General features: G+C 71.3%; 25 protein-coding genes. 12 read left to right on the forward strand and 13 right to left on the reverse strand.

All coding sequences use genetic code 11. The annotated features are described in order from the left end of the window. Nucleotides 1-4 precede the first annotated feature (4 nt). A complete protein-coding gene (locus ACPPVS_RS07620; protein WP_426595424.1) occupies nucleotides 5-757 on the reverse strand; it encodes an ABC transporter permease in 753 nt (250 codons plus the stop codon). Continuing rightward, nucleotides 754-1,671 (reverse strand): ABC transporter ATP-binding protein, encoded by a 918-nt coding sequence (locus tag ACPPVS_RS07625; RefSeq protein WP_426595425.1) that lies wholly within the window; start codon nucleotides 1,669-1,671, stop codon nucleotides 754-756. Before ACPPVS_RS07625 ends, ACPPVS_RS07620 begins: the two co-directional genes overlap by 4 nt. Nucleotides 1,672-1,837: 166 nt before the next feature. Here ACPPVS_RS07625 and ACPPVS_RS07630 point away from each other — a divergent pair, with 166 nt between their 5' ends. The 8 genes from ACPPVS_RS07630 to ACPPVS_RS07665 are packed head-to-tail and all read left to right on the forward strand — an operon-like array spanning nucleotide 1,838 to nucleotide 8,519. Further along, nucleotides 1,838-2,551 (forward strand): helix-turn-helix transcriptional regulator, encoded by a 714-nt coding sequence (locus tag ACPPVS_RS07630; protein WP_426595426.1) that lies wholly within the window; start codon nucleotides 1,838-1,840, stop codon nucleotides 2,549-2,551. Continuing rightward, nucleotides 2,548-3,999, forward strand: a complete 1,452-nt coding sequence (sufB, locus tag ACPPVS_RS07635; protein WP_426595427.1) for a Fe-S cluster assembly protein SufB — start codon at nucleotides 2,548-2,550, stop codon at nucleotides 3,997-3,999. The genes ACPPVS_RS07630 and sufB overlap by 4 nt, the downstream gene beginning before the upstream one ends. Then, nucleotides 3,999-5,270 carry a Fe-S cluster assembly protein SufD gene (gene sufD / locus ACPPVS_RS07640; protein WP_426595428.1) on the forward strand — a complete coding sequence of 424 codons (1,272 nt, stop codon included), beginning with the start codon at nucleotides 3,999-4,001 and terminating at the stop codon, nucleotides 5,268-5,270. Before sufB ends, sufD begins: the two co-directional genes overlap by 1 nt. Next, on the forward strand, nucleotides 5,267-5,599 hold the full coding sequence (locus tag ACPPVS_RS07645; RefSeq protein ID WP_426595429.1) for a non-heme iron oxygenase ferredoxin subunit: 333 nt from the start codon (nucleotides 5,267-5,269) through the stop codon (nucleotides 5,597-5,599). The genes sufD and ACPPVS_RS07645 overlap by 4 nt, the downstream gene beginning before the upstream one ends. A gap of 19 nt (nucleotides 5,600-5,618) precedes the next feature. Further along, on the forward strand, nucleotides 5,619-6,383 hold the full coding sequence (gene sufC, locus ACPPVS_RS07650) for a Fe-S cluster assembly ATPase SufC (protein WP_426595430.1): 765 nt from the start codon (nucleotides 5,619-5,621) through the stop codon (nucleotides 6,381-6,383). 17 nt (nucleotides 6,384-6,400) lie between these two features. Further along, nucleotides 6,401-7,711 carry a cysteine desulfurase gene (locus ACPPVS_RS07655; protein WP_426595431.1) on the forward strand — a complete coding sequence of 437 codons (1,311 nt, stop codon included), beginning with the start codon at nucleotides 6,401-6,403 and terminating at the stop codon, nucleotides 7,709-7,711. After that, nucleotides 7,708-8,181 carry a Fe-S cluster assembly sulfur transfer protein SufU gene (gene sufU / locus ACPPVS_RS07660; protein ID WP_426595432.1) on the forward strand — a complete coding sequence of 158 codons (474 nt, stop codon included), beginning with the start codon at nucleotides 7,708-7,710 and terminating at the stop codon, nucleotides 8,179-8,181. Before ACPPVS_RS07655 ends, sufU begins: the two co-directional genes overlap by 4 nt. After that, on the forward strand, nucleotides 8,178-8,519 hold the full coding sequence (locus ACPPVS_RS07665) for a metal-sulfur cluster assembly factor (protein ID WP_426595433.1): 342 nt from the start codon (nucleotides 8,178-8,180) through the stop codon (nucleotides 8,517-8,519). The genes sufU and ACPPVS_RS07665 overlap by 4 nt, the downstream gene beginning before the upstream one ends. 15 nt (nucleotides 8,520-8,534) lie before the next feature. On the opposite strand, the gene ACPPVS_RS07670 is transcribed toward ACPPVS_RS07665, so the two are convergent. The 6 genes from ACPPVS_RS07670 to ACPPVS_RS07695 all read right to left on the reverse strand — a co-directional run bounded on the left by ACPPVS_RS07670 (nucleotide 8,535) and on the right by ACPPVS_RS07695 (nucleotide 12,507). Next, the gene (locus ACPPVS_RS07670; RefSeq protein ID WP_426595434.1) at nucleotides 8,535-9,122 is read right to left on the reverse strand and encodes a GNAT family N-acetyltransferase; all 588 of its coding nucleotides are present in this window, start codon (nucleotides 9,120-9,122) and stop codon (nucleotides 8,535-8,537) included. Then, nucleotides 9,119-10,009: a KPN_02809 family neutral zinc metallopeptidase gene (gene ypfJ / locus ACPPVS_RS07675; protein WP_426595435.1), complete on the reverse strand. Its 891-nt coding sequence runs from the start codon at nucleotides 10,007-10,009 to the stop codon at nucleotides 9,119-9,121. The genes ACPPVS_RS07670 and ypfJ overlap by 4 nt, the downstream gene beginning before the upstream one ends. A gap of 25 nt (nucleotides 10,010-10,034) precedes the next feature. Further along, nucleotides 10,035-10,427 (reverse strand): TM2 domain-containing protein, encoded by a 393-nt coding sequence (locus ACPPVS_RS07680; RefSeq protein WP_426595436.1) that lies wholly within the window; start codon nucleotides 10,425-10,427, stop codon nucleotides 10,035-10,037. 67 nt (nucleotides 10,428-10,494) lie between these two features. Beyond that, complete coding sequence (locus tag ACPPVS_RS07685) at nucleotides 10,495-11,130, reverse strand: energy-coupling factor transporter transmembrane component T family protein (protein WP_426595437.1); 636 nt, start codon at nucleotides 11,128-11,130, stop codon at nucleotides 10,495-10,497. Next, complete coding sequence (locus ACPPVS_RS07690; RefSeq protein WP_426595438.1) at nucleotides 11,127-11,846, reverse strand: energy-coupling factor ABC transporter ATP-binding protein; 720 nt, start codon at nucleotides 11,844-11,846, stop codon at nucleotides 11,127-11,129. Before ACPPVS_RS07690 ends, ACPPVS_RS07685 begins: the two co-directional genes overlap by 4 nt. A 7-nt stretch (nucleotides 11,847-11,853) precedes the next feature. Next, a complete protein-coding gene (locus tag ACPPVS_RS07695; protein ID WP_426595439.1) occupies nucleotides 11,854-12,507 on the reverse strand; it encodes a biotin transporter BioY in 654 nt (217 codons plus the stop codon). A gap of 171 nt (nucleotides 12,508-12,678) precedes the next feature. Here ACPPVS_RS07695 and ACPPVS_RS07700 point away from each other — a divergent pair, with 171 nt between their 5' ends. Then, nucleotides 12,679-14,277 carry an ABC-F family ATP-binding cassette domain-containing protein gene (locus tag ACPPVS_RS07700; protein ID WP_426595440.1) on the forward strand — a complete coding sequence of 533 codons (1,599 nt, stop codon included), beginning with the start codon at nucleotides 12,679-12,681 and terminating at the stop codon, nucleotides 14,275-14,277. A 177-nt stretch (nucleotides 14,278-14,454) separates the two neighbouring features. Here the strand turns inward: ACPPVS_RS07700 and ACPPVS_RS07705 are convergent, their stop codons facing one another. The 4 genes from ACPPVS_RS07705 to ACPPVS_RS07720 all read right to left on the reverse strand — a co-directional run bounded on the left by ACPPVS_RS07705 (nucleotide 14,455) and on the right by ACPPVS_RS07720 (nucleotide 24,010). Then, on the reverse strand, nucleotides 14,455-22,056 hold the full coding sequence (locus tag ACPPVS_RS07705) for a choice-of-anchor D domain-containing protein (protein WP_426595441.1): 7,602 nt from the start codon (nucleotides 22,054-22,056) through the stop codon (nucleotides 14,455-14,457). 357 nt (nucleotides 22,057-22,413) lie between these two features. Further along, a complete protein-coding gene (locus ACPPVS_RS07710; protein WP_426595442.1) occupies nucleotides 22,414-23,406 on the reverse strand; it encodes an SURF1 family protein in 993 nt (330 codons plus the stop codon). Then, nucleotides 23,403-23,645, reverse strand: coding sequence for a hypothetical protein (locus ACPPVS_RS07715; protein WP_426595443.1), 243 nt, complete (start codon nucleotides 23,643-23,645; stop codon nucleotides 23,403-23,405). Before ACPPVS_RS07715 ends, ACPPVS_RS07710 begins: the two co-directional genes overlap by 4 nt. Continuing rightward, nucleotides 23,642-24,010 carry a DUF3099 domain-containing protein gene (locus ACPPVS_RS07720; RefSeq protein WP_426595444.1) on the reverse strand — a complete coding sequence of 123 codons (369 nt, stop codon included), beginning with the start codon at nucleotides 24,008-24,010 and terminating at the stop codon, nucleotides 23,642-23,644. Before ACPPVS_RS07720 ends, ACPPVS_RS07715 begins: the two co-directional genes overlap by 4 nt. Before the next feature lie 123 nt (nucleotides 24,011-24,133). Between ACPPVS_RS07720 and fabG the strand changes: the two genes are divergently transcribed. Genes fabG through ACPPVS_RS07735 form a run of 3 tightly spaced genes read left to right on the forward strand, consistent with a single transcriptional unit; the run spans nucleotide 24,134 to nucleotide 26,238 of the window. After that, on the forward strand, nucleotides 24,134-24,859 hold the full coding sequence (fabG, locus tag ACPPVS_RS07725) for a 3-oxoacyl-ACP reductase FabG (protein ID WP_426595445.1): 726 nt from the start codon (nucleotides 24,134-24,136) through the stop codon (nucleotides 24,857-24,859). A gap of 43 nt (nucleotides 24,860-24,902) precedes the next feature. Beyond that, complete coding sequence (gene fabI, locus ACPPVS_RS07730) at nucleotides 24,903-25,670, forward strand: enoyl-ACP reductase FabI (RefSeq protein WP_426595446.1); 768 nt, start codon at nucleotides 24,903-24,905, stop codon at nucleotides 25,668-25,670. Nucleotides 25,671-25,716: 46 nt separating this feature from the next. Next, a complete protein-coding gene (locus ACPPVS_RS07735; RefSeq protein ID WP_426595447.1) occupies nucleotides 25,717-26,238 on the forward strand; it encodes a SixA phosphatase family protein in 522 nt (173 codons plus the stop codon). A gap of 55 nt (nucleotides 26,239-26,293) precedes the next feature. On the opposite strand, the gene serB is transcribed toward ACPPVS_RS07735, so the two are convergent. Next, nucleotides 26,294-26,908, reverse strand: a complete 615-nt coding sequence (serB, locus tag ACPPVS_RS07740) for a phosphoserine phosphatase SerB (protein WP_426595905.1) — start codon at nucleotides 26,906-26,908, stop codon at nucleotides 26,294-26,296. Nucleotides 26,909-26,968: the final 60 nt, after the last annotated feature.

Here is a 26,968-nt window from a genome sequence, read left to right on the forward strand (position 1 = left end):
ACCGTCAGTGCCAGCGGAACAGCCGTGACGCGCCCCAGCCGAGGGCGGCCGTCCAGCCGACGAGCACCACGACCGACCACGCGGGCAGCGACCCGTGCCAGAGGGTCTCGCGCATGGCGTCGCCCAGCGCGCCGGAGGGCAGGAGCAGGGCGATGTGCTGCATCGGCCCCGGCAGGCGGGACGCCGGCACGATGACGCCGCCGGCCACGGCGAGGAGCAGGAGCAGCAGGTTGGCGACCGCCAGCACGGCCTCGGCGCGCAGCGTTCCCGCGACCAGCAGGGCCAGCGACGTGAACGCCGCGGTCCCGAGGATCACCGCGACGACGGCGAGCAGCAGACCCGCGCCGGCGGGGTGCCAGCCGAGCAGCAGCGCGGTGGTGGCGATAACGACCACCTGGACGACCTCGACGGCCAGGACCCCGAGGACCTTGCCCGCGAGCAGCCCGCCGCGGCCGAGCGGCGTGGTGGACAGGAGCCGCAGGACGCCGTTGCGGCGGTCGAACGCGGAGGCGATCGCCTGCGACGTGAACGAGGAGGTCATGACCGCCAGGGCCAGCACGCCGGGCGTGAAGAAGTCGATCCGGCTCATGCCGTCGGTGTCGATCGTGATGTTCGTCGCCTTGGTCAGGCCGACGAGCACGAGCACGGGCACGATGATCGTGACCAGGAGCTGTTCGCCGTTGCGCAGGATCGCGCAGGCCTCGAAGGCGGTCTGGGCGAGGACGCGACGCGACACGGGAGCGGGGGCGGACGTCATCGCAGGCTCCGCCCCGTGAGGTCGAGGAACACGTCCTCGAGCGTCCGCCGTCCCACGGTGAGCCGGGTGACCAGCGCGTCGCGCTCCGCCAACCACGCGGTGAGCGTCGCGACGGTCGTGGGGGACACCGGACCCGTCACGGTGTACTCCCCGGCGGACGACTCGGTCACGGTGAGGTGCAGCGCTGCGCCGAGCGCGTCCACGGGCAGCCCGGGCGTCGTCGCCACCCGCAGCGTGCGGTCCTGCGAGCCGGCGACCAGCGAGGCCACCGAGCCGCGGGCGATCACGGCGCCGTGGTCGATGACGACGACGTGGTCGGCCAGGTCCTCGGCCTCGTCCATGAGGTGGGTGGTCAGCACCACCGCGACCCCCTCGGCGCGCAGCTCGCGGACGAGGTCCCAGACGGCGTGCCGCGACTGCGGGTCCATCCCGGCGCTCGGCTCGTCGAGGAACACGAGATCGGGCTTGCCGACGACGGCCGCGGCGAGCGCGAGCCGCTGGCGCTGGCCGCCCGACAGCCGGCGCACGGTGGTCCCGCCGAACGCGTCCAGACCGAGCCGCTCGCTCAGCTCGCCGAGGTCACGCGGGTCGGCGTACATCCTCGCGACGTGCGCGAGCATCTCGCGGGCCTTGACGCCCGTCGGCAGCCCTCCGTCCTGCAGCATGACGCCGACGCGGGGTCGCAGGGTGCGCGCGTCGGTCAGGGGGTCGAGACCCAGGACGCGGACGGTGCCGGCGTCGGGCTCGCGCAGCCCCTCGCAGCACTCGATCGTGGTCGTCTTGCCTGCTCCGTTGGAGCCCAGCACCGCCGTGACCTGGCCCGGCTGCGCGACGAGGTCGATCCCGTCGACGACCGCGCGGGAGCCGTAGCGCTTGACGAGACCGGAGATCTCGAGCGCGGGGGAGTCGGGCACGAGTCCGAAGTCTAGGTGTGGCGCATCGGCCGCTCCGCCGTGCGGTCCGTCACAGTCGGGCCAGAGAAGGGTCTCCTTGCTTGCAGGGATGGATATTGGCAACAAGGATGTTGCGCATATCGAGGCGTGCTCCGACGAGTGTGCCGATCAGGTCCCGGAGGTGAGTGTGAGCGCGACCCTGCCCGTCGAGCACACCGACGTCTCCGACGCGGGCACCCGCGCCCGGGTGCTCCAGATCGTCGCGTCCGCCGGTCCCGTCTCGGCGGCCGAGCTCGCCGCCCAGCTCGACCTGGCGCCCGCCGGCATCCGCCGCCATCTCGGCGTCCTCGAGGACAGCGACCAGATCGCCGTCCACGGCGGCTCGTCGGGACCCAAGGGCCGCGGTCGTCCCGCCCGGCGCTACATCGTCACGGCCCGCGGGCAGGCGGCGCTGTCGCACCGCTACTCCGAGCTGGCCACGCAGGCGCTCCGGTTCCTGGCCGACACGGCCGGCCCGGACGCCGTCCGTGGCTTCGCCGAGATGCGCATCTCCGAGCTCGAGCAGCGGCACGGCGCCGCCGTCCGCGCGGCCGGGGACGACGTCGCCGCCCGGGTCCGGGTCCTCGCCGACGGCCTCGCAGCCGACGGCTACGCCGCCTCCGCCCGACCGGTGCCCGGCGGTACCGCGATGCAGCTCTGCCAGGGCCACTGCCCGGTGCAGGACGTCGCGCACGAGTTCCCCCAGCTGTGCGAGGCCGAGGCCCGGGCGTTCTCCCGGATGCTCGGCGTCCACGTGCAGCGCCTCGCGACGCTGGCCGGTGGCGGCCACGTCTGCACCACGCACATCCCCGTCTCGAATCCCACCACCCCGCACGTGCCCGTGGAAGGACACCCAGCATGAGTGCACAGACCGACAGCTCGTCTGCCACCGCTGCGCCGCAGATGACCCAGGACGAGGCCATCGCCTCCATCGGGAACTACAACTACGGCTGGCACGACGCCGACACCGCCGGGTCCGTGGCCACGCGTGGCCTGTCGGAGGCGAAGGTGCGGGAGATCTCCGCGCTCAAGAACGAGCCCGAGTGGATGCTCAAGACGCGCCTGAAGTCGCTGCGCCTGTTCGACAAGAAGCCCATGCCGTGGTGGGGCTCGGACCTGTCCGGCATCGACTTCGACAACATCAAGTACTTCGTGCGCTCCACCGAGAAGCAGGCCACCAGCTGGGAGGACCTGCCCGACGACATCAAGAGCACGTACGACCGCCTGGGCATCCCCGAGGCCGAGAAGCAGCGCCTCGTCGCCGGCGTCGCCGCGCAGTACGAGTCCGAGGTGGTCTACCACCAGATCCAGGAGTCGCTCGAGGAGCAGGGCGTCATCTTCCTCGACACCGACACGGCTCTGAAGCAGTACCCCGAGATGTTCGAGCAGTACTTCGGCTCGGTCATCCCGCCCGGGGACAACAAGTTCGCGTCGCTGAACACGGCCGTCTGGTCGGGCGGCTCGTTCGTCTACGTCCCGCCGGGCGTGCACGTCGAGATCCCGCTGCAGGCCTACTTCCGTATCAACACCGAGAACATGGGCCAGTTCGAGCGGACGCTGATCATCGCCGACGAGGGTTCGTACGTCCACTACGTCGAGGGTTGTACTGCTCCCGTGTACTCGAGCGACTCGCTGCACTCGGCGGTCGTCGAGATCATCGTGAAGAAGAACGCCCGCGTGCGGTACACGACCATCCAGAACTGGTCGAACAACGTGTACAACCTCGTCACCAAGCGGGCGACCGCGGCCGAGGGCGCCACGATGGAGTGGGTCGACGGCAACATCGGCTCCAAGGTCACCATGAAGTACCCGGCCATCTACCTGATGGGCGAGCACGCCCGCGGCGAGACCCTGTCGATCGCGTTCGCCGGTGCCGGCCAGCACCAGGACGCCGGCGCCAAGATGGTGCACGCCGCGCCGCACACGTCCAGCTCGATCGTCTCCAAGTCCGTCGCGCGCGGCGGTGGCCGCACGTCCTACCGCGGTCTGGTGCAGGTGCTCGAGGGCGCCCACCACTCCGCGTCGAACGTGCTCTGCGATGCGCTGCTCGTCGACCAGATCTCCCGGTCCGACACCTATCCGTACGTCGACGTCCGCGAGGACGACGTGTCGATGGGCCACGAGGCGACCGTGTCGCGCGTGAGCGAGGACCAGCTGTTCTACCTGATGTCCCGAGGCATGCCCGAGACCGAGGCCATGGCCATGATCGTGCGGGGGTTCGTCGAGCCCATCGCGCGTGAGCTGCCCATGGAGTACGCCCTCGAGCTGAACCGCCTCATCGAGCTGCAGATGGAAGGGGCCGTCGGCTGATGACGACCGCAACTGACTCCCTGTCGACCGACCATTCGCGCGCGGTCGCCGACGGAAGCCACACCCACGGCGCCGGGCCGTCGCCCGAGGCGTCCCGTGCGTCGCGGCCCACGTCGTTCGACGTCGCCGACTTCCCCGTGCCGAACGGGCGCGAGGAGGAGTGGCGGTTCTCGCCGGTCGACCGCCTCGCGCCGCTGTTCGCGGGCTCGACCGAGGGCGTCCTGGACGGCCACGGCGTGCTGACGACGGTCGTCGAGGCACCCGAGGTCAAGGTCGAGATCGTCGACCGCGACGACGCGCGCCTGGGCAAGGCCGGCCAGCCGGGCGACCGGACCTCTGCCGTCGCCTGGGCATCGTTCCCGCGGGCCACCGTCGTCACGATCCCGAAGGAGGCCGTCGCCTCCGAGGTGACGTCGATCCGCATCGAGGGCGTCGAGGGCACGATCGTGCCCAGCGCGACGCACCTGCTCGTGCACGCGGAGGCGTTCTCGCAGGCCGTCGTCGTCATCGACCACATCGGGCACGCGTCGCTCACCGAGACCGTCGAGGTCGTCGCCGACGAGGGCTCGCACCTGACCGTCGTCTCGGTGCACGACTGGGCCGACGGCTCGGTCCACGCCACGAGCCACCGCCTGCGCATCGGCCGCGACGCGACCGTCAAGCACATCGCCGTGACGCTCGGCGGCGATGTCGTGCGCATCACGCCGGACGCGGAGTTCGTCGGCGAGGGTGCCAGCGTCAAGATGCTCGGCCTCTACTTCGCCGACGCCGGCCAGCACCAGGAGCAGCGGCTCTTCGTCGACCACGCGGTGCCCAACTGCGTCTCCCGCGTGGCCTACAAGGGTGCGCTGCAGGGCGAGGGTGCGCACACGGTCTGGGTGGGCGACGTGCTCATCCGCGCTGCCGCCGAGGGCACCGACACGTACGAGCTCAACCGCAACCTGGTCCTGTCCGACGGTGCCCGTGCGGACTCCGTGCCGAACCTCGAGATCGAGACCGGTCTCATCGCGGGCGCGGGCCACGCGAGCGCGACCGGCCGGTTCGACGACGAGCAGCTCTTCTACCTGCGCGCCCGCGGCATCCCCGAGCCCGACGCGCGCCGGCTCGTGGTGCGCGGCTTCTTCGCTGAGCTCATCCACGAGATCGGCGTCCCGTCGGTCGAGGAGCGCCTCATCGGCGCCATCGAGCGCGAGCTCGAGAAGTCGATGAGCGTCCTGGACAGCACCGCCGTCGAGGGTTCCGAGGTGGGCGCCACCACGGAGCGTGCATGAGCGCCCAGCTGGCCTGCTACGACGAGGACGTGCCTGTCGAGGGCACGTTCCGCGTCGAGCTCGAAGGTGAGAACGGCCCGGTCGAGGTCGCGGTCGTGCGCGACGACGCAGGCGAGCTCCACGCCATCAGCGACATCTGCTCGCACGGCGCGGTCTCGCTGTCCGACGGCGAGGTCGAGGGCTGCACCATCGAGTGCTGGCTCCACGGCTCCCGTTTCGACCTGCGCACCGGCAAGCCCACCGGCCCGCCCGCCGTGCGCGCCGTCCCTGTCTACCCCGTGACCGTCGACGGCCAGCGCGTGCTGGTCGACGTCGACTCCCCGCTCTGAGAAGTCTGGAAGGAACAGCATGTCCACCCTGGAGATCCGCGACCTGCACGTCAGCGTCGAGACCAAGGAAGGCCCCAAGCAGATCCTGCGCGGCGTCGACCTGACCGTCGCGAGCGGCGAGACGCACGCCATCATGGGCCCCAACGGCTCCGGCAAGTCGACGCTGGCCTACTCGCTGGCCGGCCACCCGAAGTACCACGTGACCAGCGGCACGGTCACGCTCGACGGCGAGGACGTCCTGGCACTGTCGGTCGACGCCCGCGCCCGCGCCGGCCTGTTCCTGGCCATGCAGTACCCGGTCGAGGTCCCCGGCGTGAGCGTGTCCAACTTCCTGCGCACCGCCAAGACCGCCATCGACGGCCAGGCGCCCCCGCTGCGCACGTGGGTCAAGGACGTGCGCACCGCGATGGACGACCTGCGCATGGACCCCACGTTCGCCGAGCGCTCGGTCAACGAGGGCTTCTCCGGCGGGGAGAAGAAGCGCCACGAGATCCTCCAGATGGAGCTGCTCAAGCCCAAGTTCGCGATCCTCGACGAGACGGACTCGGGCCTCGACGTCGACGCGCTGCGGGTCGTGTCCGAGGGTGTCAACCGCGTCCGTCAGAACCCGGACGTCGGCGTGCTGCTGATCACGCACTACACGCGGATCCTGCGCTACATCAAGCCCGACTTCGTGCACGTGTTCGTCGACGGCCGCGTGGCCGAGGAGGGTGGCCCCGAGCTGGCCGACCGCCTCGAGAACGAGGGCTACGACCGCTTCCTGACGAGCACTTCGGTTATCTGAGAGGCCTGAGGCTCCCCATGACCAGCACCCTCGAGGTTCCGGCCCGGACGCTCGACGCGTCCGAGCTGGCCGCCGTGCGCGCGGACTTCCCGCTGCTCGCGCGGACCCTGCGCGGCGGACGCCCGCTGGTGTACCTCGACTCGGGGGCCACCTCGCAGAAGCCCGAGGTCGTCCTCGACGCCGAGCAGGACTTCTACATCCAGCGCAACGCCGCCGTGCACCGCGGCGCGCACCAGCTGGCCGAGGAAGCCACCGAGGCGTTCGAGGACGCGCGCGGGCGGGTCGCCTCGTTCGTGGGCGTCTCGCCGGGGTCGCTGATCTGGACGTCCAACGCGACTGCGGGGATCAACCTGGTCGCGTACGCGATGTCGAACGCCACTCTCGGGCGCGGGGGAGCGGCCGCCCAGCGGTTCGTGCTGCGGCCGGGTGACGAGATCGTCGTCACGGAGGCCGAGCACCACGCCAACCTCGTCCCGTGGCAGGAGCTCGCCGCCCGCACCGGCGCGACGCTGCGCTGGATCGGGGTCGACGACGACGGCCGCATCCGGGTCGACGAGCTCGACACGGTCGTGACCGAGCGGACCAAGGTGCTCGCGTTCACGCATGCGTCGAACGTCACGGGTGCGATCACGCCCGTCGCGCCGTTCGTCGCGAAGGCACGGTCGGTCGGCGCGCTCACGGTGCTCGACGCGTGCCAGTCCGTGCCGCACCTGCCCGTCGACCTCACGGCGCTGGGCGTCGACTTCGCCGCGTTCTCCGGGCACAAGATGCTCGGCCCGACGGGGGTGGGTGCCCTGTACGGCCGCCGCGAGCTGCTCGAGGCCATGCCGCCCGTCACCACGGGTGGGTCGATGGTCGAGGTCGTCACCATGGAGCAGACCACCTACGCGCCGCCGCCGCAGCGGTTCGAGGCCGGCACGCAGATGGTGTCCCAGGCCGTCGGGATGGGCGCCGCGGCCTCCTACCTGGCCGAGCTGGGCATGGACGCCGTCGCCGCCCACGAGCACCACCTGGCCGGGCTGCTGCTCGACGCGGTGGCGTCCGTGCCGGGCGTGCGGGTCATCGGCCCGACCGACACCCGCGACCGGCTGGCCACCGTCTCGTTCGTCGTCGACGGGGTGCACGCGCACGACGTGGGCCAGGTGCTCGACGACGCGGGCGTCGCGGTCCGGGTAGGCCACCACTGCGCGCAGCCGCTGCACCGCCGGTTCGGCGTCGCGTCGACCTCGCGCGCCAGCGCCGCGGTCTACACGACGGACGAGGAGATCGAGGTCTTCCGGGAAGCACTCACGGGGGTCCGGGCGTTCTTCGGTCTGGAGGTGTCATGAGTTCCTCGATGGAGCAGCTGTACCAGCAGGTCATCCTCGACCACGCCAAGTTCCCGCACGGTCGAGGCCTCGGCCTCGCCGGCGAGCACGTCGGCGAGTCGCACCAGGTCAACCCGACGTGCGGCGACGAGGTGACGCTGCAGGTCGACCTCGAGGACGGGGTCGTGCGCGACGTCCGCTGGGAGGGTCAGGGCTGCAGCATCTCGCAGGCGTCCGTCTCGGTCCTCGTCGATCTCGTCGTCGGCAACGACCTCGCGACGGTCGACCAGCTCGGCGGCACGTTCCGTGAGCTGATGTCCGCCCGCGGCAACGGCCTGGACGACGAGGCCGCCGAGGACTCGCTCGGCGACGCGACCGCCTTCACCGGCGTGGCCAAGTACCCCGCCCGCATCAAGTGCGCGCTGCTCGGCTGGTCCGCGCTCACCGACGCACTCATCAAGACCGGCGCCCGTCCCACGGAGGACTCATGACGATTTCTGGAACTGCAGCCAGCCCGACCCCGTCGACGGTCGCCGACGTCGAGGAGGCCCTGCGCGACGTCATCGACCCCGAGCTCGGGATCAACGTCGTCGACCTCGGCCTCATCTACGGCGTCGTCATCGACCAGACGAACACCGCGATCATCGACATGACCCTCACGTCCGCGGCCTGCCCGCTGACCGACGTCATCGAGGACCAGTCCGCGACCGCCCTCGACGGCATCGTCGACGGATTCCGCATCAACTGGGTCTGGATGCCGCCGTGGGGCCCCGAGAAGATCACGCCCGACGGCCGCGAGCAGATGCGGGCCCTCGGCTTCAACATCTGAGCGTGCGAAGGGGACCTACGGGTCCCCTTCGTCGTGTCGGACGGTCATCGTCATCACGCAGTTGCCCTGGCCCTTGGGCCGTTGGTACGCGAAGCCGGCGTTCTCGAAGAGCGTGCGGGTGCCGTTGTAGAGGAACGACGCCGACTTCTTCACGCCGCCCGTGTCGTGCGGGTACGCCTCGACCAGGCCGCCGCCCGCCGCTGCGATGAGGTCGATCGCGCCGCGCAGGGCATGACCGGACATCCCACGGCGCCGGTAGTCCCGGTCGACGAAGAAGCAGGTGATCCGGTAGTCGGGCGGGTTCTCCAGGCCGGCTTCGTACTGCTTGCGGTGATAGATGCTCGGCAGCTCGTCGGGCGTCCCGTACTCGCACCAGGCGACTGCGTCGTCGCCGTCGAAGACGAGGGCCGCGTGCGCGACGCCCTCGTGGACGAGCCGCTCCTTGAGGAGACGGTTTCCCTCGGCGCCGGGCAGCTTCTCGGGGAAGCGCGGGTGGAACCAGGTGCACCAGCAGCCGCCCCAGACGCCGTTGTGCTTCTCGGCCAGGCGTGCGAACGCGTCCCACGTGTCGGGGGTCAGCGCCCTGACGGTGTAGTCGCTCACAGCGTGCTCGCCGAGAAGGTGTCACACGCGTCGAGCGTGCCGTTCTCGTACCCGGTGGTGAACCATCGCTCGCGCTGTGCGCTCGTGCCGTGCGTAAAGGCGTCGGGGTTCACCTGGCCGCCCGACTGCTTCTGGATGTGGTCGTCGCCCACAGCGGACGCCGCGCCGAGAGCATTCTGCAGCTGCTCCTGGGTGATCGGGTCGAGGAACGGCTTGCCCGTGTCCGGATCGATCGTCTCGGTCGCGTCGCCGACCCACATGCCGGCGTAGCAGTCGGCCTGCAGCTCGGTGCGCACCGAGTCGGAGTCGGCGCCCGTGCCCTGCCGTTTCGCCTTGTCCATCACCCCCGTCAGCTGCTGGATGTGGTGGCCGTACTCGTGCGCGGTCACGTACTCCTCGGCGAGCGGCCCGTCCTGGGCGCCGAGCTGCGACTCCAGGTCGTCGTAGAAGCTGACATCGAGGTAGATCGTCTGGTCGGGCGGGCAGTAGAACGGACCGCTGGAGGCGGATGCGTCGCCGCAGCCCGTGCTCGTGGCCTGCTGGAACGAGACGACACCGGGCTGGCTGAACACGGTCGGCACCGTGGCGGCCCAGTAGACGTCGAGCGATTCGATGGTCCCCTCGAGCCGGCAGTCGCGGTCGCTGTTGGCCTGCGCGGCGGAGCACGCCCCGAGGGTGCTCTCCGCCTGCTGGCCGCCGCCTTCCGCGCCGCCGGCCACCTGGTTGACCACGTTCGCCACGTCGCTGTGGCCGGTGGCCTGCAGGATGAGGATCAGCGCGACGACCGCGATGCCACCGATCCCACCGCCGACGGCGACGCCGCCCTTGCCGGGTCCACGCCTGCGCACGCGCCCGGCGTCGAAGCTGCCACCCTCCTGGAACGTCATCCACGCAAGGTAGTAGCGAGCGCGCTCAGCCGCTCAGCGGGCGGCCCGTCGCGTCGTGGGTCCACTGCGTACCCGGCGTGCCGACGAGGTAGAGGATGCCCTCGACCAGACCCCAGATGCCCACCGCGATCCAGGCGATGCCGCAGGTGACGATCCCGCCGACCACCGCGATGAGCAGCATGGTCAGGCCTTCGCGGTTGTAGCCGAGGTAGAACCGGTGCACGCCGAAGTGACCCAGGAAGATCCCGAGGAGCCCGGCGACGACCTTGGACTTCGCCAACGGGTCGTAACCGGGCGCGTACGGTCCGGGACCGTACGGCGGCGGCGGGTAGGGCCCCTGCGGGTACGGCCCCTGGGGGTAGGGCCCCTGCGGGTACGGCCCGGGCTCATCCGGACGCCGCTCGTGCGGGTCGGTCATCGGGAGGCTCCGCTCTGCGCGTGGACGCCGAGAACGTACCGCAGCCCACACCGGGCGCGTGGTCTTTTCAGTCCTCGCCGAGGCCGCGCGCGGCCAGGGCATCGCCGGTGGTCCGCGCGTGGGCGACCATCCGCACGGCGGCGGGCACGAGCACGGCCCGGGGGTTGCGCTCCAGGCCGCGGGCGCGTGCGGCGTCGCGGGCCTCCATCGACGTGCGGGCCAGGAGCGGGATCGTGCGCAGGAACAGCCCGACGGTGAGCGCGAACATCTCGGGGTCGAGCCCGATGTGCCGCAGCGGGCGGACGAGGCGAGCCAGCACATCGAGGAGCAGGTCGGCGCGCGTGGTCGCGGTCACGACGGCTCCGGCGAGCACCAGGGCGACGAGGTCGACGGCCACCTCGAAGGCGGTCTGCCAGTCCCGCGCCCACCACTGGTAGGCGCCGATCAGCGCCGCGGTGACGAGGGTGGGGACGAGCCCCCGCGTGGTGCGGTGCCAGGGCACGTGGGCCACCACCTGCAGCAGCAGCGCGATCCCGAGCGCGGCCAGCGCCGACGCCGGTCCGTGGGCGAGCACCACCACGATCGCGAAGACGGCGAGGAACGAGAGCTTGAGGCCGGCCGGCGCACGGTGCACGACGCTCGAACCGGGGTGGTACAGGCCGAGCGGCCCGGACCACGGAGGTCGCAGAGGTCCCTGGCTCACGGGCGCGGCACCCCCGTCATGAGGTCCCGGTAGTACGCGATCGCCGGGGCGGGCTCGCCGTCGAACACGACCGACCCGTCGTCGACCACCAGCACGCGGTCGGCACGCAGGGCCGCGTCCAGGTCGTGCGTCACGACGATGACCTGCTGGTCCAGGGAGGCGAGCAGGTCGTCCACGACGCGGCGCCAGCGCAGGTCGAGAAGCGTGGTCGGCTCGTCGGCCACGAGGACCGCGGGCCCGGTGGCCAGGACGGCTGCGAGCGCGAGCAGCTGGCGCTGACCACCGGACAGGGCGTGCACGGGGAGCTCGGCGCGGTCGGCGAGCCCGAGCCGGCCGAGCGCGGCCCGCGCGACCTCGTCGCGAGCCTCGGGGGCCAGCTTGAGCCGACGTAGGGAGAGGGCGACGTCCTCCAGCGGCGTCGGCATCACGACCTGGGCGTCGGGATCGGTGAACATGAACCCGACCCGCCGACGCACCGCGGCCCCGTCGCGCCCGGTGTCGAGCCCGTCGACGTGGACGGAGCCCGACGCGGGCAGGACGAGGCCGTTGAGCAGCCGCGCGAGGGTCGACTTGCCGGAGCCGTTGGCGCCGACGATCGCGATGCGACGCTCGCCGAGGTCCAGCGTCACCGGCCCGAGCAGGCGCACGATGCGGTCCGCACCGCCCGCGGGATCGGGGCTGTAGGCGGTGACGAGGACCTCGTCGAGCGTGATCACGGAGTCGTCAGCGGCGGGTGCGCAGCATGTCGGGGAAGGCCTTGAAGATGGCCAGCGCCACGGCCCCGGCCGCGAGGTTCTTGAGGATGTCGCCGGGGATGAAGTGGGCGTCGATGACGAGCGCCTCGTGGAAGGTGAGGTCGAGGCGGACCATCAGGCCGACGATCCCGCCGACGTGGATGGTCAGGAAGCTGCCGAGGATCCCCGACAGCACGAGGAACGGGTACAGCCAGCCCGGACCGGCCTTGGTGCCGGGGGCGCTCCAGCGGATGCCCAGGCTGGCGAACGCGCCGGCGAGAGCTGCGCCGAACGGGAAGGCGAGGAGGTACCCGACGGACGCGCCCGCCAGGACGGCGATCCCGCCGGCGCCGCCCGAGAAGATGGGCACGCCGGCCAGGCCGACCGCGAGGTACAGGAGTACGGCGAGCGCACCTCGACGCCAGCCCAGCACCAGACCGGCCAGGATGACCCCGAACGTCTGCAGCGTGATCGGCACGCCCGAGTCGCCGGTCGGGATGGCGGGCAGGATCGCGCAGACGGCGATGAAGGCGGCGAAGCTGGCGATGAGGGCGACGTCCGTGGCCACGGAGGACCGGGCGACCGGTGCGGCCAGCGTGGCAGAGTCGGTGACTGCAGGTACGGCGTCAGGCGCGGTGGACATGGCTACCCCTTGATCGTCGTGGAGCTGGGCACGAAGGAACACGGGCGTCCCCGCCGGCCGACGGCGCGAGATCCACCCGATCGACCGGTCACGACGCTAGCCCCACGTAGACTTGCTGGCGTTTGTGCGTGCGACCAAGAGCCGCACGGCTATATCGGAGGAAACCGTCAAGTGATCACCGCCCAGGCTGTCGAGCTGCGCATCGGCGCACGTGTGCTGCTCGAGGAGTCGTCGTTCCGCATCGCGGCCGGCGACCGGATCGGTCTGGTCGGTCGCAACGGCGCCGGCAAGACGACGCTGACCAAGACCCTGGCGGCCGAGACGCAACCGACCGCGGGCCAGATCGTCCGGTCCGGTGAGGTCGGCTACCTGCCGCAGGACCCGCGCACCGGCGACCTCGACCAGCTCGCGATGGACAGGGTCCTCAGTGCCCGGGGTCTCGACGAGATCGTGCGGTCGCTGCGCGCGACCGAGACCGCGATGGGCAGCGAGGACGAGGCGGTCCGCGAGAAGGCGATGGACCGGTACACGCGCCTCGACGCGCGGTTCAACGCGGCGGGCGGGTACGCCGCCGAGTCCGAGGCGCACCGGATCGCGTCGAACCTCGGGCTCGACGAGCGCGTGCTGAGCCAGACGATCGGCACGCTCTCGGGCGGTCAGCGCCGTCGCGTCGAGCTGGCCCGCATCCTGTTCTCCGGCGTCGAGACCCTGCTCCTCGACGAGCCCACCAACCACCTCGACGCCGACTCGATCATGTGGCTGCGCGACTACCTCAAGGGGTACTCGGGCGGTCTCATCGTCATCTCGCACGACGCCGACCTGCTGCGCGCCGTGGTCAACAAGGTGTTCCACCTGGACGCCAACCGCTCGCAGCTCGACCAGTACGCCCTCGGCTGGGACGCGTACCTGCAGCAGCGCGAGACGGACGAGAAGCGCCGCCGCCGCGAGCGGGCCAACGCCGAGAAGAAGGCCTCGACGCTCATGGCGCAGGCCGACAAGATGCGCGCCAAGGCCACCAAGACCGTCGCCGCGCAGAACATGGCCCGCCGGGCAGAGCGCCTGCTGTCGGGCCTCGAGGACGTGCGCGCGTCCGACAAGGTGGCGCGCCTGCGGTTCCCCGAGCCCGCGGCCTGCGGCAAGACGCCGCTGACGGCGAGCGACCTGTCCAAGACCTACGGTTCGCAGGAGGTCTTCACCGGCGTCGACCTGGCGATCGACCGGGGGAGCAAGGTCGTCGTGCTGGGCCTCAACGGCGCGGGCAAGACGACGCTGCTGCGCATCCTCGGGGGCATCGAGCAGTCCGACACCGGCGACGTCCACCCCGGGCACGGGCTCAAGCTGGGCTACTACGCGCAGGAGCACGAGACGCTCGACCTCGACCGCACGGTCGTCGAGAACCTGAAGTCGGCCGCGCCGGACCTGACGGAGACGCAGGTGCGGTCCGTCCTCGGGTCGTTCCTGTTCTCGGGCGACGACGCCGACAAGCCGGCCCGGGTGCTGTCGGGTGGGGAGAAGACGCGCCTCGCGCTCGCGGCCCTCGTCGTCTCGTCGGCCAACGTCCTGCTCCTCGACGAGCCGACGAACAACCTCGACCCGGCGTCCCGCGAGGAGATCCTCGCGGCGCTGCGCGGGTACGCGGGTGCGGTCGTGCTGGTCTCGCACGACGAGGGTGCCGTCGCAGCCCTCGACCCGGAGCGCGTCCTGCTGCTGCCGGACGGCGACGAGGACCTCTGGAACCCGGGCTACCTGGACCTGATCGCCCTGGCCTGACCCTCTCGGCTCGGCCCCCCTCCCGGGTGCCGAGAACGGCACTTCGTCGCGAGAACGGCAGATTGAACTGCCGGTCTCGTGACGAACTGCCGTTCTCGAGCGCCTTGGCGGCGAGGGCCAGGACGACCAACGGCCGGTGCCCCGTCGGGCACCGGCCGCTCGTCTGTCCGTCCTTCCCTAGTTGCGGGTGATCGTGAAGCCCGGGCAGGTGTTGACGATGTCGTGCGAGCTGTTCGTCATCACCAGGTTGGTGAAGGTTGCCGCCCCGATGGCCGGTCCCTGACCGGGCTCCGGGAGGGCGTTGCACCAGACCGCGTTGCCCACGCGGCCGGTGAGGTTGAACGACGACGCGGTCGCGTCGACGTTGCTGCCGTCCGACCGGGGCTCGTTCGCCCGGTCGACCGTGACGTTGGTCAGCACGGTGTCGGCCACCGGGTTGGTGGCGCTGCTGCCGACGTACTTCGTCTGGAACATGACCCCGTCGTACGTGGGGTCGACGATGTCGACGTTGCTGACCCGGATCCCGGTGAACGTCCCGTCGCCGGAGTTGAGCCACAAGCCGGGGAAGACCTGCTGGCCCCAGAAGTGGCCGCCCGACCGGACGATCGAGATGCTGTCGAACGTCGTCGTCCCGCTGAACCCGACGAACGGGATCCCGAAGTTGATCGACGAGATCGTCAGCCCGGGGTACGTCAGCTGGTCAGCGGCGTAGAGGTTCCGGAACGTGTTCCCGGAGCCTCCGTAGACCGCGAACCCGCTGGCGCGCCAGGTGAGGATCGCCGTGAGGTTCTCCTCGAGGTTGTTCGAGACGGTGCCCGCGTGGACGTCCTGGGCGTTGAACAGCGCGAAGCTGTCGTCACCCGTGGCGTGCGCCGCCATGTTGCGCAGCGTGTTGCCCGAGCTGTCGTTCGCCAGCGTGATCCCGTCGGCGAACGTGTCGTCGATGCGGTTGTTGGTGAACGTCGAGCTGTCCACGTTCTGGCCCCAGACCATCACGACCGTGTGGGCGACCCACACGTTGTCGATCGTGATGCTGGTGACGTTGGTCAGCGGGAACACCTGACCGGAGCCGTCGGCCCGGCTGGTGTAGTTGCCGAGCACCGCGAAGTTCCGGAACTGCGAACCCGTGGCACCGGCGCCGTTCGGCGTGAACCCGATGTCGGTGTTCTCCTGGTCCTGCGGCGCGATGAGCCGCGTGAACCACGGCCCGGCGCCGACGACCTGCAGCGGCTTCTGGCCGATCTGGAACTTCTGCGCCACCTGGTAGTCGCCCGCCGGGAGGTAGATGCCGGTGGCCGTGGCGCTCTGGTTGGCCGTGTTGAGGGCCGTCTGGATCGCCGAGGTGTCGAAGCCCGTGACCGTGATCAGGTGCGTCGGGTCCGGGTTGGCGATCGGCGTCGCCAGCTCGAGCTGGACGAAGTCGACCGTGATGTCCGCGCCCGTGGTGTTGCGCACCGAGAGCGTGGCACCCGCCGGGACGGTCGTGGACAGGACCACGTTCGCCTCGTCGTAGATGTGCCGCGGGCCGGTGCCCGAGTTCTGCGGCGAGGCCTCGGCCCCGTACAGCCACGCGTACTTGGACACCAGGTTGACCGTGCCCACCTGGGTCGAACCGTTGAACACCCCGAGTGTCGTCGTGGTGCCGTCCGGGATGGAGTAGCGCACGTCGAGCGTGTTGGTCGCCGCTCGGGCCGTCCACGAGACCGACGCGCCGGTCGCGTTCAGACGGACGGCCTTGCGGCCGGACGCCTCACCCGCGAGGTCGCCGATCGTGCGGTTGGGTCCGACCGTGGCCGCCCCGCCCGCGAGCGTGCCGTCCTCCGCCTCGTAGGAGTCGTACGGCATCGATGCGCCACGGCCGGCCGACAGCGACTGGACCGTGGTGTTGTTGGCCTGCTTGACCGCGAGCTCGGCGGTGTCCGCGGCGACCGTGGTGGTCACCGTGAACTTGCCGTTCACGGCCGTCCAGGTCCCGGCGGTCACGTTGACGCTCGCGCCGGCGGCGATGACGCCGCCCGGTGCCGTCGGGGTGAGCGTCGTGATGACCGCACCCGTCTGGTCCTTGATCGTCACCGTCACGCCGTGCGCCGCCGAGCTGGACGGCTGGTTGCCCTGGTTCTTGACCGTCGTCGTGAAGGTGACGGTCTGACCGCCCGACGGGGAGGTCGGCGACCAGCCGGTCGTCGCGACGAGGTCGGCGCTCTGCACGGGGGCCACGGTCAGTGCCGGGCCTGTCGCGCTGTTGTTGGCCTCGCTCTGCTCGACGATCGCGTTGCCCTCGTCGACGACCGCCGACGTGGCGTAGGTGCCGGCCGTCTGCGGTCCGGCGTTCACCGAGACCGTGGCCGACGCACCCGCGGCGAGGGCGGCGACGTTGGCCGTCCCCACCTTCGTCGTGCCGAGGTAGAAGCTCACCGTGCTCGCCGCGGCGGACGCCGTGCCGATGTTGGTGACCTTGGCGCTCAGCGTGACGGCGTCGGTCTCCAGGGGGGACGCGGGCGACGACGCGACGTTGCTGGCGGCGAGGTCCGGGTTCGGGGCGGGGACGCCCAGCACCTGGAGCTCGGCCACCTGACCGCCGGACGCGCCCGAGTTGCCCGTGAACGACAGCCGCAGGTCTGCTGCGGTCGCGCTGACCGGGATGGTCACCACGTTGGTGCCCTGCGTGAACGTGTACGTCGCGGACGGCTTGATGGTGGTGTAGCTGCCGCCGGACTGGTCACGCCCCTCGATGGAGAACGTCTGCGTGCGCGTCCCCCACGACGGGTCCGGGTTGAGCTTGACCACCACCGAGGCGATGGTGACGTTGGCCCGCATGGCGACGTTCAGCCAGGCTGGCAGCGCGCCCTCCCAGTAGGTGGTCAGCGACCCGTCGTTGGCGTTGGCCGCGACGAACGTGAAGGTGTCGGACGACGAGGTCATCGTCTTGCCCGCCGCCTGGTCGGTCGCCGTGCTGGTGCCGCCCGTGCCCGAGAGCGGGACCGTCAACGTGCTGTTGGTCGCGGAGCTCGAGAACGTCAGGCTGCCCGTGCGGGTGCCTGCGGCGGTGGGCGTGAACGTGATCGTCGCGGTGCACGTGCTGCCGGCGCCGAGCGTCGTGCCGCAGGTGGTGGTCCGGCTGAAGTCACCGCCGGCCGTCACACCGAGCACGTTGGCGGACGCGCCGCCGGTGTTGGTGAACGTGACGGACTGGGTGGCGCTCGACGAACCCACGGCGGTGGCGCCGTACGTCAGGCTCGTCGGGTTGGCGACGATCGTCGCGGTGGCGGCGGCGTTCCCCGTGCCCGACAGGGCCACGGCGAGCGTCGGGTCGGTGGCGTTGCTCGCGACCGTGACGGTGCCCGTGCGGGTGCCGGCGGCGGTCGGACGGAACGTCACGGTGACGGTGCACGACGCGCCGGCGGCCAGTGAGGCGCCGCAGGTCGTCGTGTCCGTGTAGTCACCGCTGACCGAGACGCCACTCACGGCAGCCGCGGCCGTCCCCGTGTTCGCGATCGACACGTCCTGCGTCGCAGACGACGAACCGACCGTGGTGCCGGCGAACGTCAGGCTCGTCGGGTTGGCGGTCAACGTCGCCGAGCTCGGCGCGGTGCCGGTCCCGGAGAGCGCGACCGTGAGCGTCGGGTTGCTGGCGGTGCTCGCGACCGTCAGGGTTCCGGTCCGGGTCCCGACGGCCGTCGGACGGAACGTCACGCTCGCGGTGCACGACGCACCGGCGGCCAGGGTGGCACCGCAGGTGGTGGTCTCGGCGAAGTCGCCGCCGATCGTGACACCGCTCAAGGAAGCCGAGGCGCCGCCCGTGTTGGAGATCGTCACGGTCTGCGCCGCGCTCGTCGCGTTCACGGTGGTGCTGCCGAACGAGAGGCTCGCCGGCGAGGCGGCCAGGGTGGCCGTCCCCGTGCTGCCCGGCCCGTAGACCTCGACCTCGGAGAACTGACCCGCGGGCCAGGACGAGTTGGCCGTGACGTTGATCCGCACGTACCGCACGGAGGCGGTCGTGAAGGTCACGTCCTTGGTGTTGCCCGTGGCCGGGTCGAACTGCACGACCGCGGACGGCGACAGCGTCGTCCAGGTCGTGCCGTTGGTGCTGCCCTGGATCGAGAGCGTCTCGGTCCGGGCGGCCCACGAGGTGGCGGGCGGCAGCTTGAGCGTGACCTTGTTGATCGACTGGGCCGATCCGAGGTCCACCTGCACCCACTGCGGGAAGGCGTTGTTGGCGCTCTCCCAGTACGTGCTGGCGTTGCCGTCCGTCACGTTGCCCGACGGGTAGACGTCGGCGTGCGAGGACTCGCTGGTGGGCTTGTTCAGCGCCAGGTTGCCGGTCACGGTGCCGGCGCCCGTGCCCGTGAGGGCGACGGTCGTCGGGCTGTTGGCGGCGTTGCTGGTCACGGTGACCGAGCCGGTGCGCGCACCGGTGGCGGTCGGCTGGAAGGTGACGGCGACCGTGCAGGTGGCACCCGCGGCGAGCGAGCCGGAGCAGGTGCTGGTCTGCGAGAAGTCACCGGTAGAGGCGACGCCCGAGATCGTCGCGGCCGCCCCACCCGTGTTGGTGATCGTCACGTTCTGGACGGCGCTGGGCGTGCCCACCGTGGTCGAGCCGAACGTGAGCGACGACGGGCCGGCCGACAACGACGCCGTCGCGGCCGACGTGCCGGTGCCGCTCAGTGCGACCGTGGTCGGGCTGTTCGAGGCGTTGCTGCTGATCGTCAACGTCCCGGTCCGGTTGCCCGTGGCCGTCGGCGAGAACTTCACCGAGACCGCGCACGAGGCGTTGACCGCGATGGAGGCTCCGCAGGTGTTCGTCTGCGAGAAGTCGCCGCTCGCGACGACGGTCGACAGCGTGGCGGCGGCGGTCCCCGTGTTCGTGACCGTCACGGTCTGGGCCGCGCTCGTGGTGCTCACCGTCTGACCGGCGAACGTGAGCGAGCCGGTGCTGGTGGTCAGCGAAGCCGTCGGGGTGACGGTCCCGCTGGGGAACACCTGCAGCTCGGAGACCTGACCCGCGGGCCAGCCCGAGTTGGCGGTGATGTTGACGCGTACGTAGCGAGCGGTGGTCGCCGGGTTGGTGATCGCGGCGGTGTTGGGCGTCGCGTCGGCCGGGTTGAAGGTGTACGTCCCGGACGCGACCGTGCTGAACGAGGTGCCGTCGGTGCTGGTCTGCACCGAGAGCGTCTGCGTCCGCGTGGCCCACGCCGTGGCCGGCGGGAGCTTGAGGGTGACCTTGCCGATGCTGGTGGCAGCGCCGAGGTCGACCTGGAGCCACTGCGGGAACGCTCCGTTCGCGCTCTCCCAGTACGTGGACGCGTCGCCGTCGACCGCGTTGGCGGCCGCCTGGGCGCTGTTGGTGACCGAGCTCGCGGTGGCGGTCTTGCCCTGCGCGATGTTGGTGGTGGAGTCGATGGCGGTCCCCGACAGGGCGACCGTGGTCGGGCTGTTGTTGGCGTTGCTGGTCACGGTCAGGGTGCCCGTGCGGGTGCCCGACGCCGTGGGCCGGAAGGACACCGTCACCGCGCACGACCCACCGACGGCCACCGCGGTGCAGGTGCTGGTCTGCGTGTAGTCGCCGGTCACGGCCACGCCCGAGACGTTCGCCGCGGTGGTGCCCGTGTTGGCGACGGTGACGGTCTGGGTCGCGCTGGTAACGCCGACGACCGTGCTGCCGAACGTGAGCGAGCCCGGGTTGGTGCCGAGGATGGGTCCGGGCGCGACGCCCGTGCCGGACAGCGGCACGGCGTTGGCCGACCCGTTCGCGGTCACCGACAGGTTGCCGGTGCGGTTGCCCGCAGCGGTCGGGGCGAACTTCACCGAGACCGTGCAGGAGGCACCAGCGGCCAGCGACGTGCCACAGGTGTTCGTCTGGCTGAAGTCACCGGCGACGGCGATCGCGCCGACCGTGGCCGACGTCGTGCCGGTGTTCGTGACCGTGACGGCCTGCGCCGCGCTGGTCGCGCCCGTGGCCACCGAGCCGAACGACACGGCCGCCGGGCTCACGCTCACGCCGGAGATGTTGTCGGGCAGGTACGGCGGCAGAGTCGGCGTGGGCCACGGGCCGCAGAACGGGGTGCCGAAGACGCCGGAGCTGCCCCCGCCGTCGGTCAGGGTGAACTGGTTGCTGCAGCTGTAGATCGAGGACGGCCCCTGCGTGCCGGTCGCCGTCGTGTTCGTGATCGTCGCCGCACCCGCCACCTGCTCCTGCACCACGAACGTGCCGGTGTTCTGGATGGTGGCGTTGTTGATCTTGACGTTGGAGATGTTCGAGCCCGAGACGAACTGGATCGCCTCGAACGGGCTCTGCTGGATGAGGAGGTTGTCGACGTTCGTCAGGCCGGCCATCGATCCGTCGCGCGCGTCGAACCAGAGGGCGCCCACGCCGAACTGCCAGTTCGGGTCGAGGTTGCCCGACCGGATGATCGTGTTGCGCAGCACGTCCGTGCGGCCCAGCGTCGTCGAGGCGAACCGCTGCGCGACGTGGATGCCGCCGCCCTGGGTCAGGCCGGAGTCGATCACTCGGTTGTCGGTGACGAGGTTGTCGTGGCCGCCGTAGATCGCGATGCCGTTGGCCAGGATCGGGTACTGCACCGTGTTGTGGTCGAACGAGTCGTTGACGTCGGCGTTCTGCTCGGCCCAGGTGGCCAGGCCGTCGTCGCCGGCGTTGCGAATGTCGCTGTTGGTCACCCTGCTGTTGGTCACGCCGTCGTGGAAGTTCACGCCGTCCGCAGTGAAGTTGCGCAGCCGCAGGCCGCTCATCACCAGGTTGTCGAACGGGCCGTCCATCCACGCGCCGACCTTGGTGTGCTCGATCCACACGCGGTCGACCGTGGAGTTGGTCAGCGCGCCGCCGATGCCGTTGACCTGGTCGGCGTCGTTGCGCTCCTGCACGTTCCCGAAGATCGCGAAGTCGGCCAGGTGCACGTTGGTGCTCGGGCTCGGCGCGTAGTTGCCGTAGAACCCGATCCGGTCGCCCGTCGTGCGGGAGTACCACATGCCGGCGCCCTTGATCGTCACGTTGTTGACGATCACGTGGTCGTGGATCTTGAACGTGCCGACGGGGATCCAGACCGTACCGCCGGCGCCCGCCGCTGCGATCGCCTGCGTCATCGCGGTCGTGGAGTCGTTCACGCCGCTCGCGTCGGCGCCGTAGGTCGCGATCGACACCGACCCGGTCGGCTGCGTCAGCGGCGCCGCCACGTTCTCGAAGTCGGCGAAGTCGATGGTGGACGACGAGGCCGTCGCGTCCGCGTCGACCTGCAGCCGGAAGGTCGTGCCGGCCGGGTAGGTGGTGGTGAAGAGGCGGTTGACCTCGTCGTAGAAGTGGTGCGCGTTCGAGCCCGGCTGGTTGCTGAACGGGTAGCTCGAGTAGTACCAGCTGTAGGCGTTGGTCAGCGTGAAGCTCGGCTGCTTGACCCCGTTGACGTACAGCGACAGGGGCGACGTGTAGACGGCGCCCCCGGCCTGGTCGGGGATCGAGTACCGGAAGTCGATCGAGTTGGTCGCCGTCGGCGTCGTGAACTCGACGTACTTGCCCTGGCCCGTCAGCGTGACCGCCTTGCGGTAGGAGGCCTCGCCGGGGAGCGTGTTGTAGTCGGCGGCCGGCCCGATGATCGTGCCGTTGGTCGCGGCGTTCTCCGCCTGGACCTCGACGTAGGGCAGGGTCGCGCCGACGCCACCGGTCGCGGCGGCCGACGCTGCCGTTCCCGAGACGGTGACGAGGCCGGCGGCGATGACGACCGAGCTGGCCGCGAGGACGCCGACACGGCGACGCCCTCGCGAGGTTCGCATGGCGAACATAGGGGTTTCTCACTCTCGAAGTACCGATAGGGATGACGCGGGTCTGTGACCGCCGATCGACCCTCGGCCGCCGTTGGCGCGGGGGTGTGACCGAGAGGACTCGGGTCGGGGCGGAGGCGGCGCTGCCTCGCAGACTCCACGCGTCCGTGGAGAGCGCTTGGTCCGTACGGTTTGTCATCGGCGTTGTGACCGATTCGGTAGACCGTAGCGATCCGGACACATCGGTGCAAGAGGACGATATCCGACTGCAAGTTTCGTCGCGGCGGGGCGGAAAATTGCGACTATTTGCGTCGCGGTGTGACGTGGAAGCGTGCTCACGCGACTCGGCGACGGGTCGCCGTCACCCGATCAGTGGGCGGAGCGCTGCTCCGAGGCGGCGAGCTGGGCGTCGATGAGCGCGTCCTCGGCGTCCTCGTCGCGACCGCCGCGGCGGTGCGGGACGTTGGGGTCGCTCGGGGTGCGCCTCGCAGGGGGCCGTCGACGAACCGGCCGGGGGTCGTCGCGGGTGGGCCAGAGTGCCGGACCGTCGCCGTTCGGCACGATCTCGACCGGGTCCTCGTCGCCCAGGGCGGCCTCGTACCGCGCTTCGAGGAGCTCGCGTCGAGCCATCGAGCCGAACGCCAGCAGGCCGCCGAGCGCGAACACCCACCACTGGAACGCGTACGACAGGTGCGGGCCGGGGTCCGTGCTGGGCTCCTGGAGCGGGCCGTGGGCGACGGCCGGCGCCGGTGACTCGGAGACCAGGCCGCCGTAGCCCCGGAACGTCGTCGCGCCGGCCATGCCGCCGGCCGCGAGCACCTGGTCGACCGAGATGGCCTGGACCTGCCGGGGCGGGGCCGACCGTCGGGTCGCAGGCTCGTCCTCGCGCAGCTTGACGGTCACCGTGACCGTCCCGGACGGTGGGGCGGGCGGATCGACGACCGCCGCGGAGGTCTCACCGGTCTCCACCCAGCCGCGGTCGACGACGAGCACCGAACCGACCTGGGTGGGCTGGGCCGACGTCCCGACGGACGCGTCCTCGACGACGAACGGGACCAGCGCGTGATAGCCCGCGTTGCCGTCGACGGGGCGGTTGCGCAGCAGGACGGTCGCACCAGGCTCGTAGTGCCCGACCACCTGGACCTGGCGCCACTCGTCGCCCTGCGGCAGCGGAGCACCGGCGGACGGAAGGAGCCGGTCGAGCGGGACCGGGGCGGCCTTCTCGCTCGCCACGACCTCGGCGATCGCGTGGTCGCGCCAGACGTGCCGGTTCCACTGCCAGCGACCGAGGAAGGTGCAGGCGACGGCGACGACGAGCGCGACGACGACCAGGCCGGACGCGCGGCGGACCGCGGGGCTCATGACGCGTCGACCCGTTCCAGCGTCGAGGCGGGCACGACGTCACGCAGGAAGTCCCGCACCCCGAGGAACTGGGACAGGGGCTCGCGGTGGTCGTCGCACGCCAGCCAGACCTTGCGTCGCTCGGGGGTGTGCAGCTTGGGGTTGTTCCAGAGCAGGCCCCAGGTCGCGGTCGCGCGGCAGCCGCGTGCGCTGCAGATCAGCTCGTCGACCGCGTCGGGCGTCGGCCCGAGCAGGCTCACGCGTCGGGCTCCTGACCCCGGCCCGGCGTGGGCGCCGGACCCAGGCCGTCGACGTCGTCACCGCCGCCGAGCTCGCGCGGGCCCAGGTAGGCGGCGCCGGAGTCGTCGCGCTCGCGTCCGGCGTTGGCCAGCAGGACGGCGGCGTACGGCAGGACCACGGCGGCGACGAGCAGCACGAGCGACACCCACATGGGGATGTGGTTCCAGGTGAGGACCGCGACGAGGAAGCACACGACCCGGATCGACATCTGGATCAGGTACCGGCTCTCGCGCCGCGACATGTCGGCGGTGAGCGGCTCCGGGGCGGTGGTGATCCTGTGCACCTCGCCCTCGGGGGCGTCGTGGCTCCTGCGGTTGCTGCTCACCACCTGATGGTAGTCCGGCCTGCGCCGCTCGGCGTTGTTGTGCAGGTCCCACAAGAGCGCCCGGCGAACCTGTGAGCGGGCGGTGCCGTGACGTGGGGCGGACGTCGGATAGCGTCGTGTCCCGTGCCTGAGACTTCCGACAACATCGCCCGCAGCGTCCTCGTGACCGGCGCCAACCGCGGGATCGGCCGCTCGATCGCCGAGCGCTTCGTCGCCAACGGCGACAAGGTGGCCACGATCTACCGGTCCGGCGAGCTGCCCGAGGGTGTGCTCGGCGTCGTCGGTGACGTGCGCGACACCGCGAGCGTCGACGCCGCGTTCGCGGAGATCGAGGCCGCCCACGGTCCCGTCGAGGTCCTCGTCGCCAATGCCGGCGTGACGCGCGACCAGCTGCTCATGCGGATGTCCGACGAGGAGTTCGCCGACGTCATCGACGTCAACCTCACCGGGTCGTTCCGCTGTGCGCGCCGCGCGAGCAAGGGCATGATCCGGCTGCGCCGCGGCCGCATCATCTTCATCTCCTCGGTGGTCGGCCTGTACGGCTCCGCCGGTCAGGTCAACTACGCGGCGTCCAAGTCCGCGCTGGTCGGCATGGCGCGCTCGATCACGCGCGAGCTGGGCGGGCGCGCCATCACGGCGAACGTCGTCGCGCCGGGCTTCATCGACACCGACATGACCCGCGCGCTGCCCGAGGACCGGCAGAAGGCCTACCGCGACTCGATCCCGCTGGGCCGGTTCGCCGAGCCCGACGAGGTGGCGCGCGTCGTGGAGTTCCTCGCGTCGGACGCCGCCGCGTACATCTCGGGCGCGGTCATCCCGGTCGACGGCGGCCTCGGCATGGGCCACTGACAACTCGTAGTTCGAACGTACGGATCTAGGGAACGGAACGCACATGGGTCTGCTCGACGGCAAGACACTCCTGGTCACCGGCGTCCTCACGGACGGCTCGATCGCCTTCCACGTGGCGCGGCTCGCGCAGGAGCAGGGCGCGGAGGTGCTGCTGACGTCGTTCGGCCGGCAGTTCCGGCTCACGCAGGCGATCGGACGCCGTCTGCCCAAGCCCGCTCCCGTGCTGCAGCTCGACGTCACGTCGGCGGAGGACCTGGCGGCCCTCGAGGAGCGGGTGCGGGAGCACGCCGACCACCTCGACGGCGCCGTGCACTCGATCGGGTTCGCACCGCAGTCCGTCATGGGCGGCAACTTCCTGGCGGGGGAGTGGGCCGACGTCGCCACGGCCCTGGAGGTCAGCGCGTACTCGCTGAAGTCGCTCGCCGTGGCGACCAGGCCGCTGCTCACCCGCGGCTCCGCCGTGGTCGGGCTGACGTTCGACGCACGGTACGCCTGGCCGGTCTACGACTGGATGGGCGTGGCCAAGGCCGCGTTCGAGTCGACGGCGCGCTACCTGGCCCGCGACCTCGGCGCCGACGGCATCCGCGTCAACCTCGTCTCGGCGGGCCCCATCCGCACGACGGCCGCCAAGTCGATCCCCGGCTTCAACACCATGGAGGAGGGCTGGTCGGACCGGGCGCCCCTCGGCTGGGACGTCAGCGACCCGGAGCCGACCGCACGCGCCGTCGCCGCCCTCCTGTCCGACTGGTTCCCGGCGACCACCGGCGAGATCGTGCACGTCGACGGCGGCGTCCACGCGATGGGTCTGTGACCGTCGCACGGTGCGCCCGACCGCTCGATGATGGGACCCTGTGCCGGTGACGCCCGACTCCGGCCCCCGGCAGCTCGTCCTGCTGCGCCATGCCAAGGCGGAGCACCCGGAACGGATGGAGGACATCCAGCGACCCCTCTCGCTCGTCGGGCGTCGCCAGGCGGGCCGGGTGGGCGCGGCGCTGGCCGCGGACGGGCTGGTGCCCGACCTGGTGCTCTGCTCGTCGAGCGTCCGGACCCGCCAGACGTGGGAGCTCGCGCGCTCGACCCTGGGCGCGACTCCCGACGTCCAGTTCGTCGAGGCCATCTACTACGCCGGCCCGCGCGAGCTGCTGGAGGCCGTGCAGGGCGTGCCCGACGACGTCCGCACGCTGCTCGTGGTCGGCCACGAGCCGACGATGTCGCACGCAGCGGCAGGGCTGGCCGGTCCCGACTCGGACCCGACCACCCTGGCCCGCGTCCGGGTGGGCGTGCCCACCGCCAGCTGGTCCCTGCTCGCGGTCGGGACGACCTGGGCCGACCTGACGCCGGGCAGCGCGACCCTGCGGCGGCTCACGCTCGCCGAGTGACGACGCGCACGAGCGACCGTCTCACGGCTGGGGGTGGGGTTCGGGCGAGCAGCCGTCAGGCCGTGAAGACCGGCAGCGCCAGCACGGCGTCGAGGCGGTCCCGCACGACGGCGTCCGCGGCCGCGCACAGGAGCGGCTTGGCGTTGTAGGCGATGCCGAAGCCGGCCGCCGTCACCATGTCGATGTCGTTGGCGCCGTCGCCGATCGCGACCGTGCGCGTGATCGGCAGACCCACCCGGGCGGCGTACTCGCGCAGGGTCACGGCCTTGGCGGCGCGATCGACGACGTCGCCGCTCACGCGGCCGGTCAGGCGCCCGTCGAGCACCTCGAGCCGGTTGGCCCTGGTCAGCGTGATGCCCAGCTGTGCCGCCAGGGGCGCGACGATCTCGATGAAACCGCCGGACACCAGTCCCACCGGCCAGTCGCGCACCGCCAGCTCGGCGATCAGCTCGACCGCACCCGGCGAGAGCTCGACCTCGGCCAGGACGTCCTCGAACACCGACACCGGCAGTCCGGCGAGCGTGGCTACGCGTTCGTGCAGGGACGCCGCGAAGTCCAGCTCGCCCCGCATGGCGCGCTCCGTGATCTCGGTGACGAGCTCCTCGGAGCCCGCTCGGGCCGCGAGCATCTCGACCACCTCACCCGTGATGAGCGTCGAGTCCACGTCCATGACGACGAGACGGCGCCCAGGGGTGAGATCGGGGCGATCGGGGTTGGCCACGGGAGGCGA

Source organism: Cellulomonas sp. McL0617, assembly GCF_049994875.1.
In the GTDB taxonomy this organism is placed as follows: domain Bacteria; phylum Actinomycetota; class Actinomycetes; order Actinomycetales; family Cellulomonadaceae; genus Cellulomonas.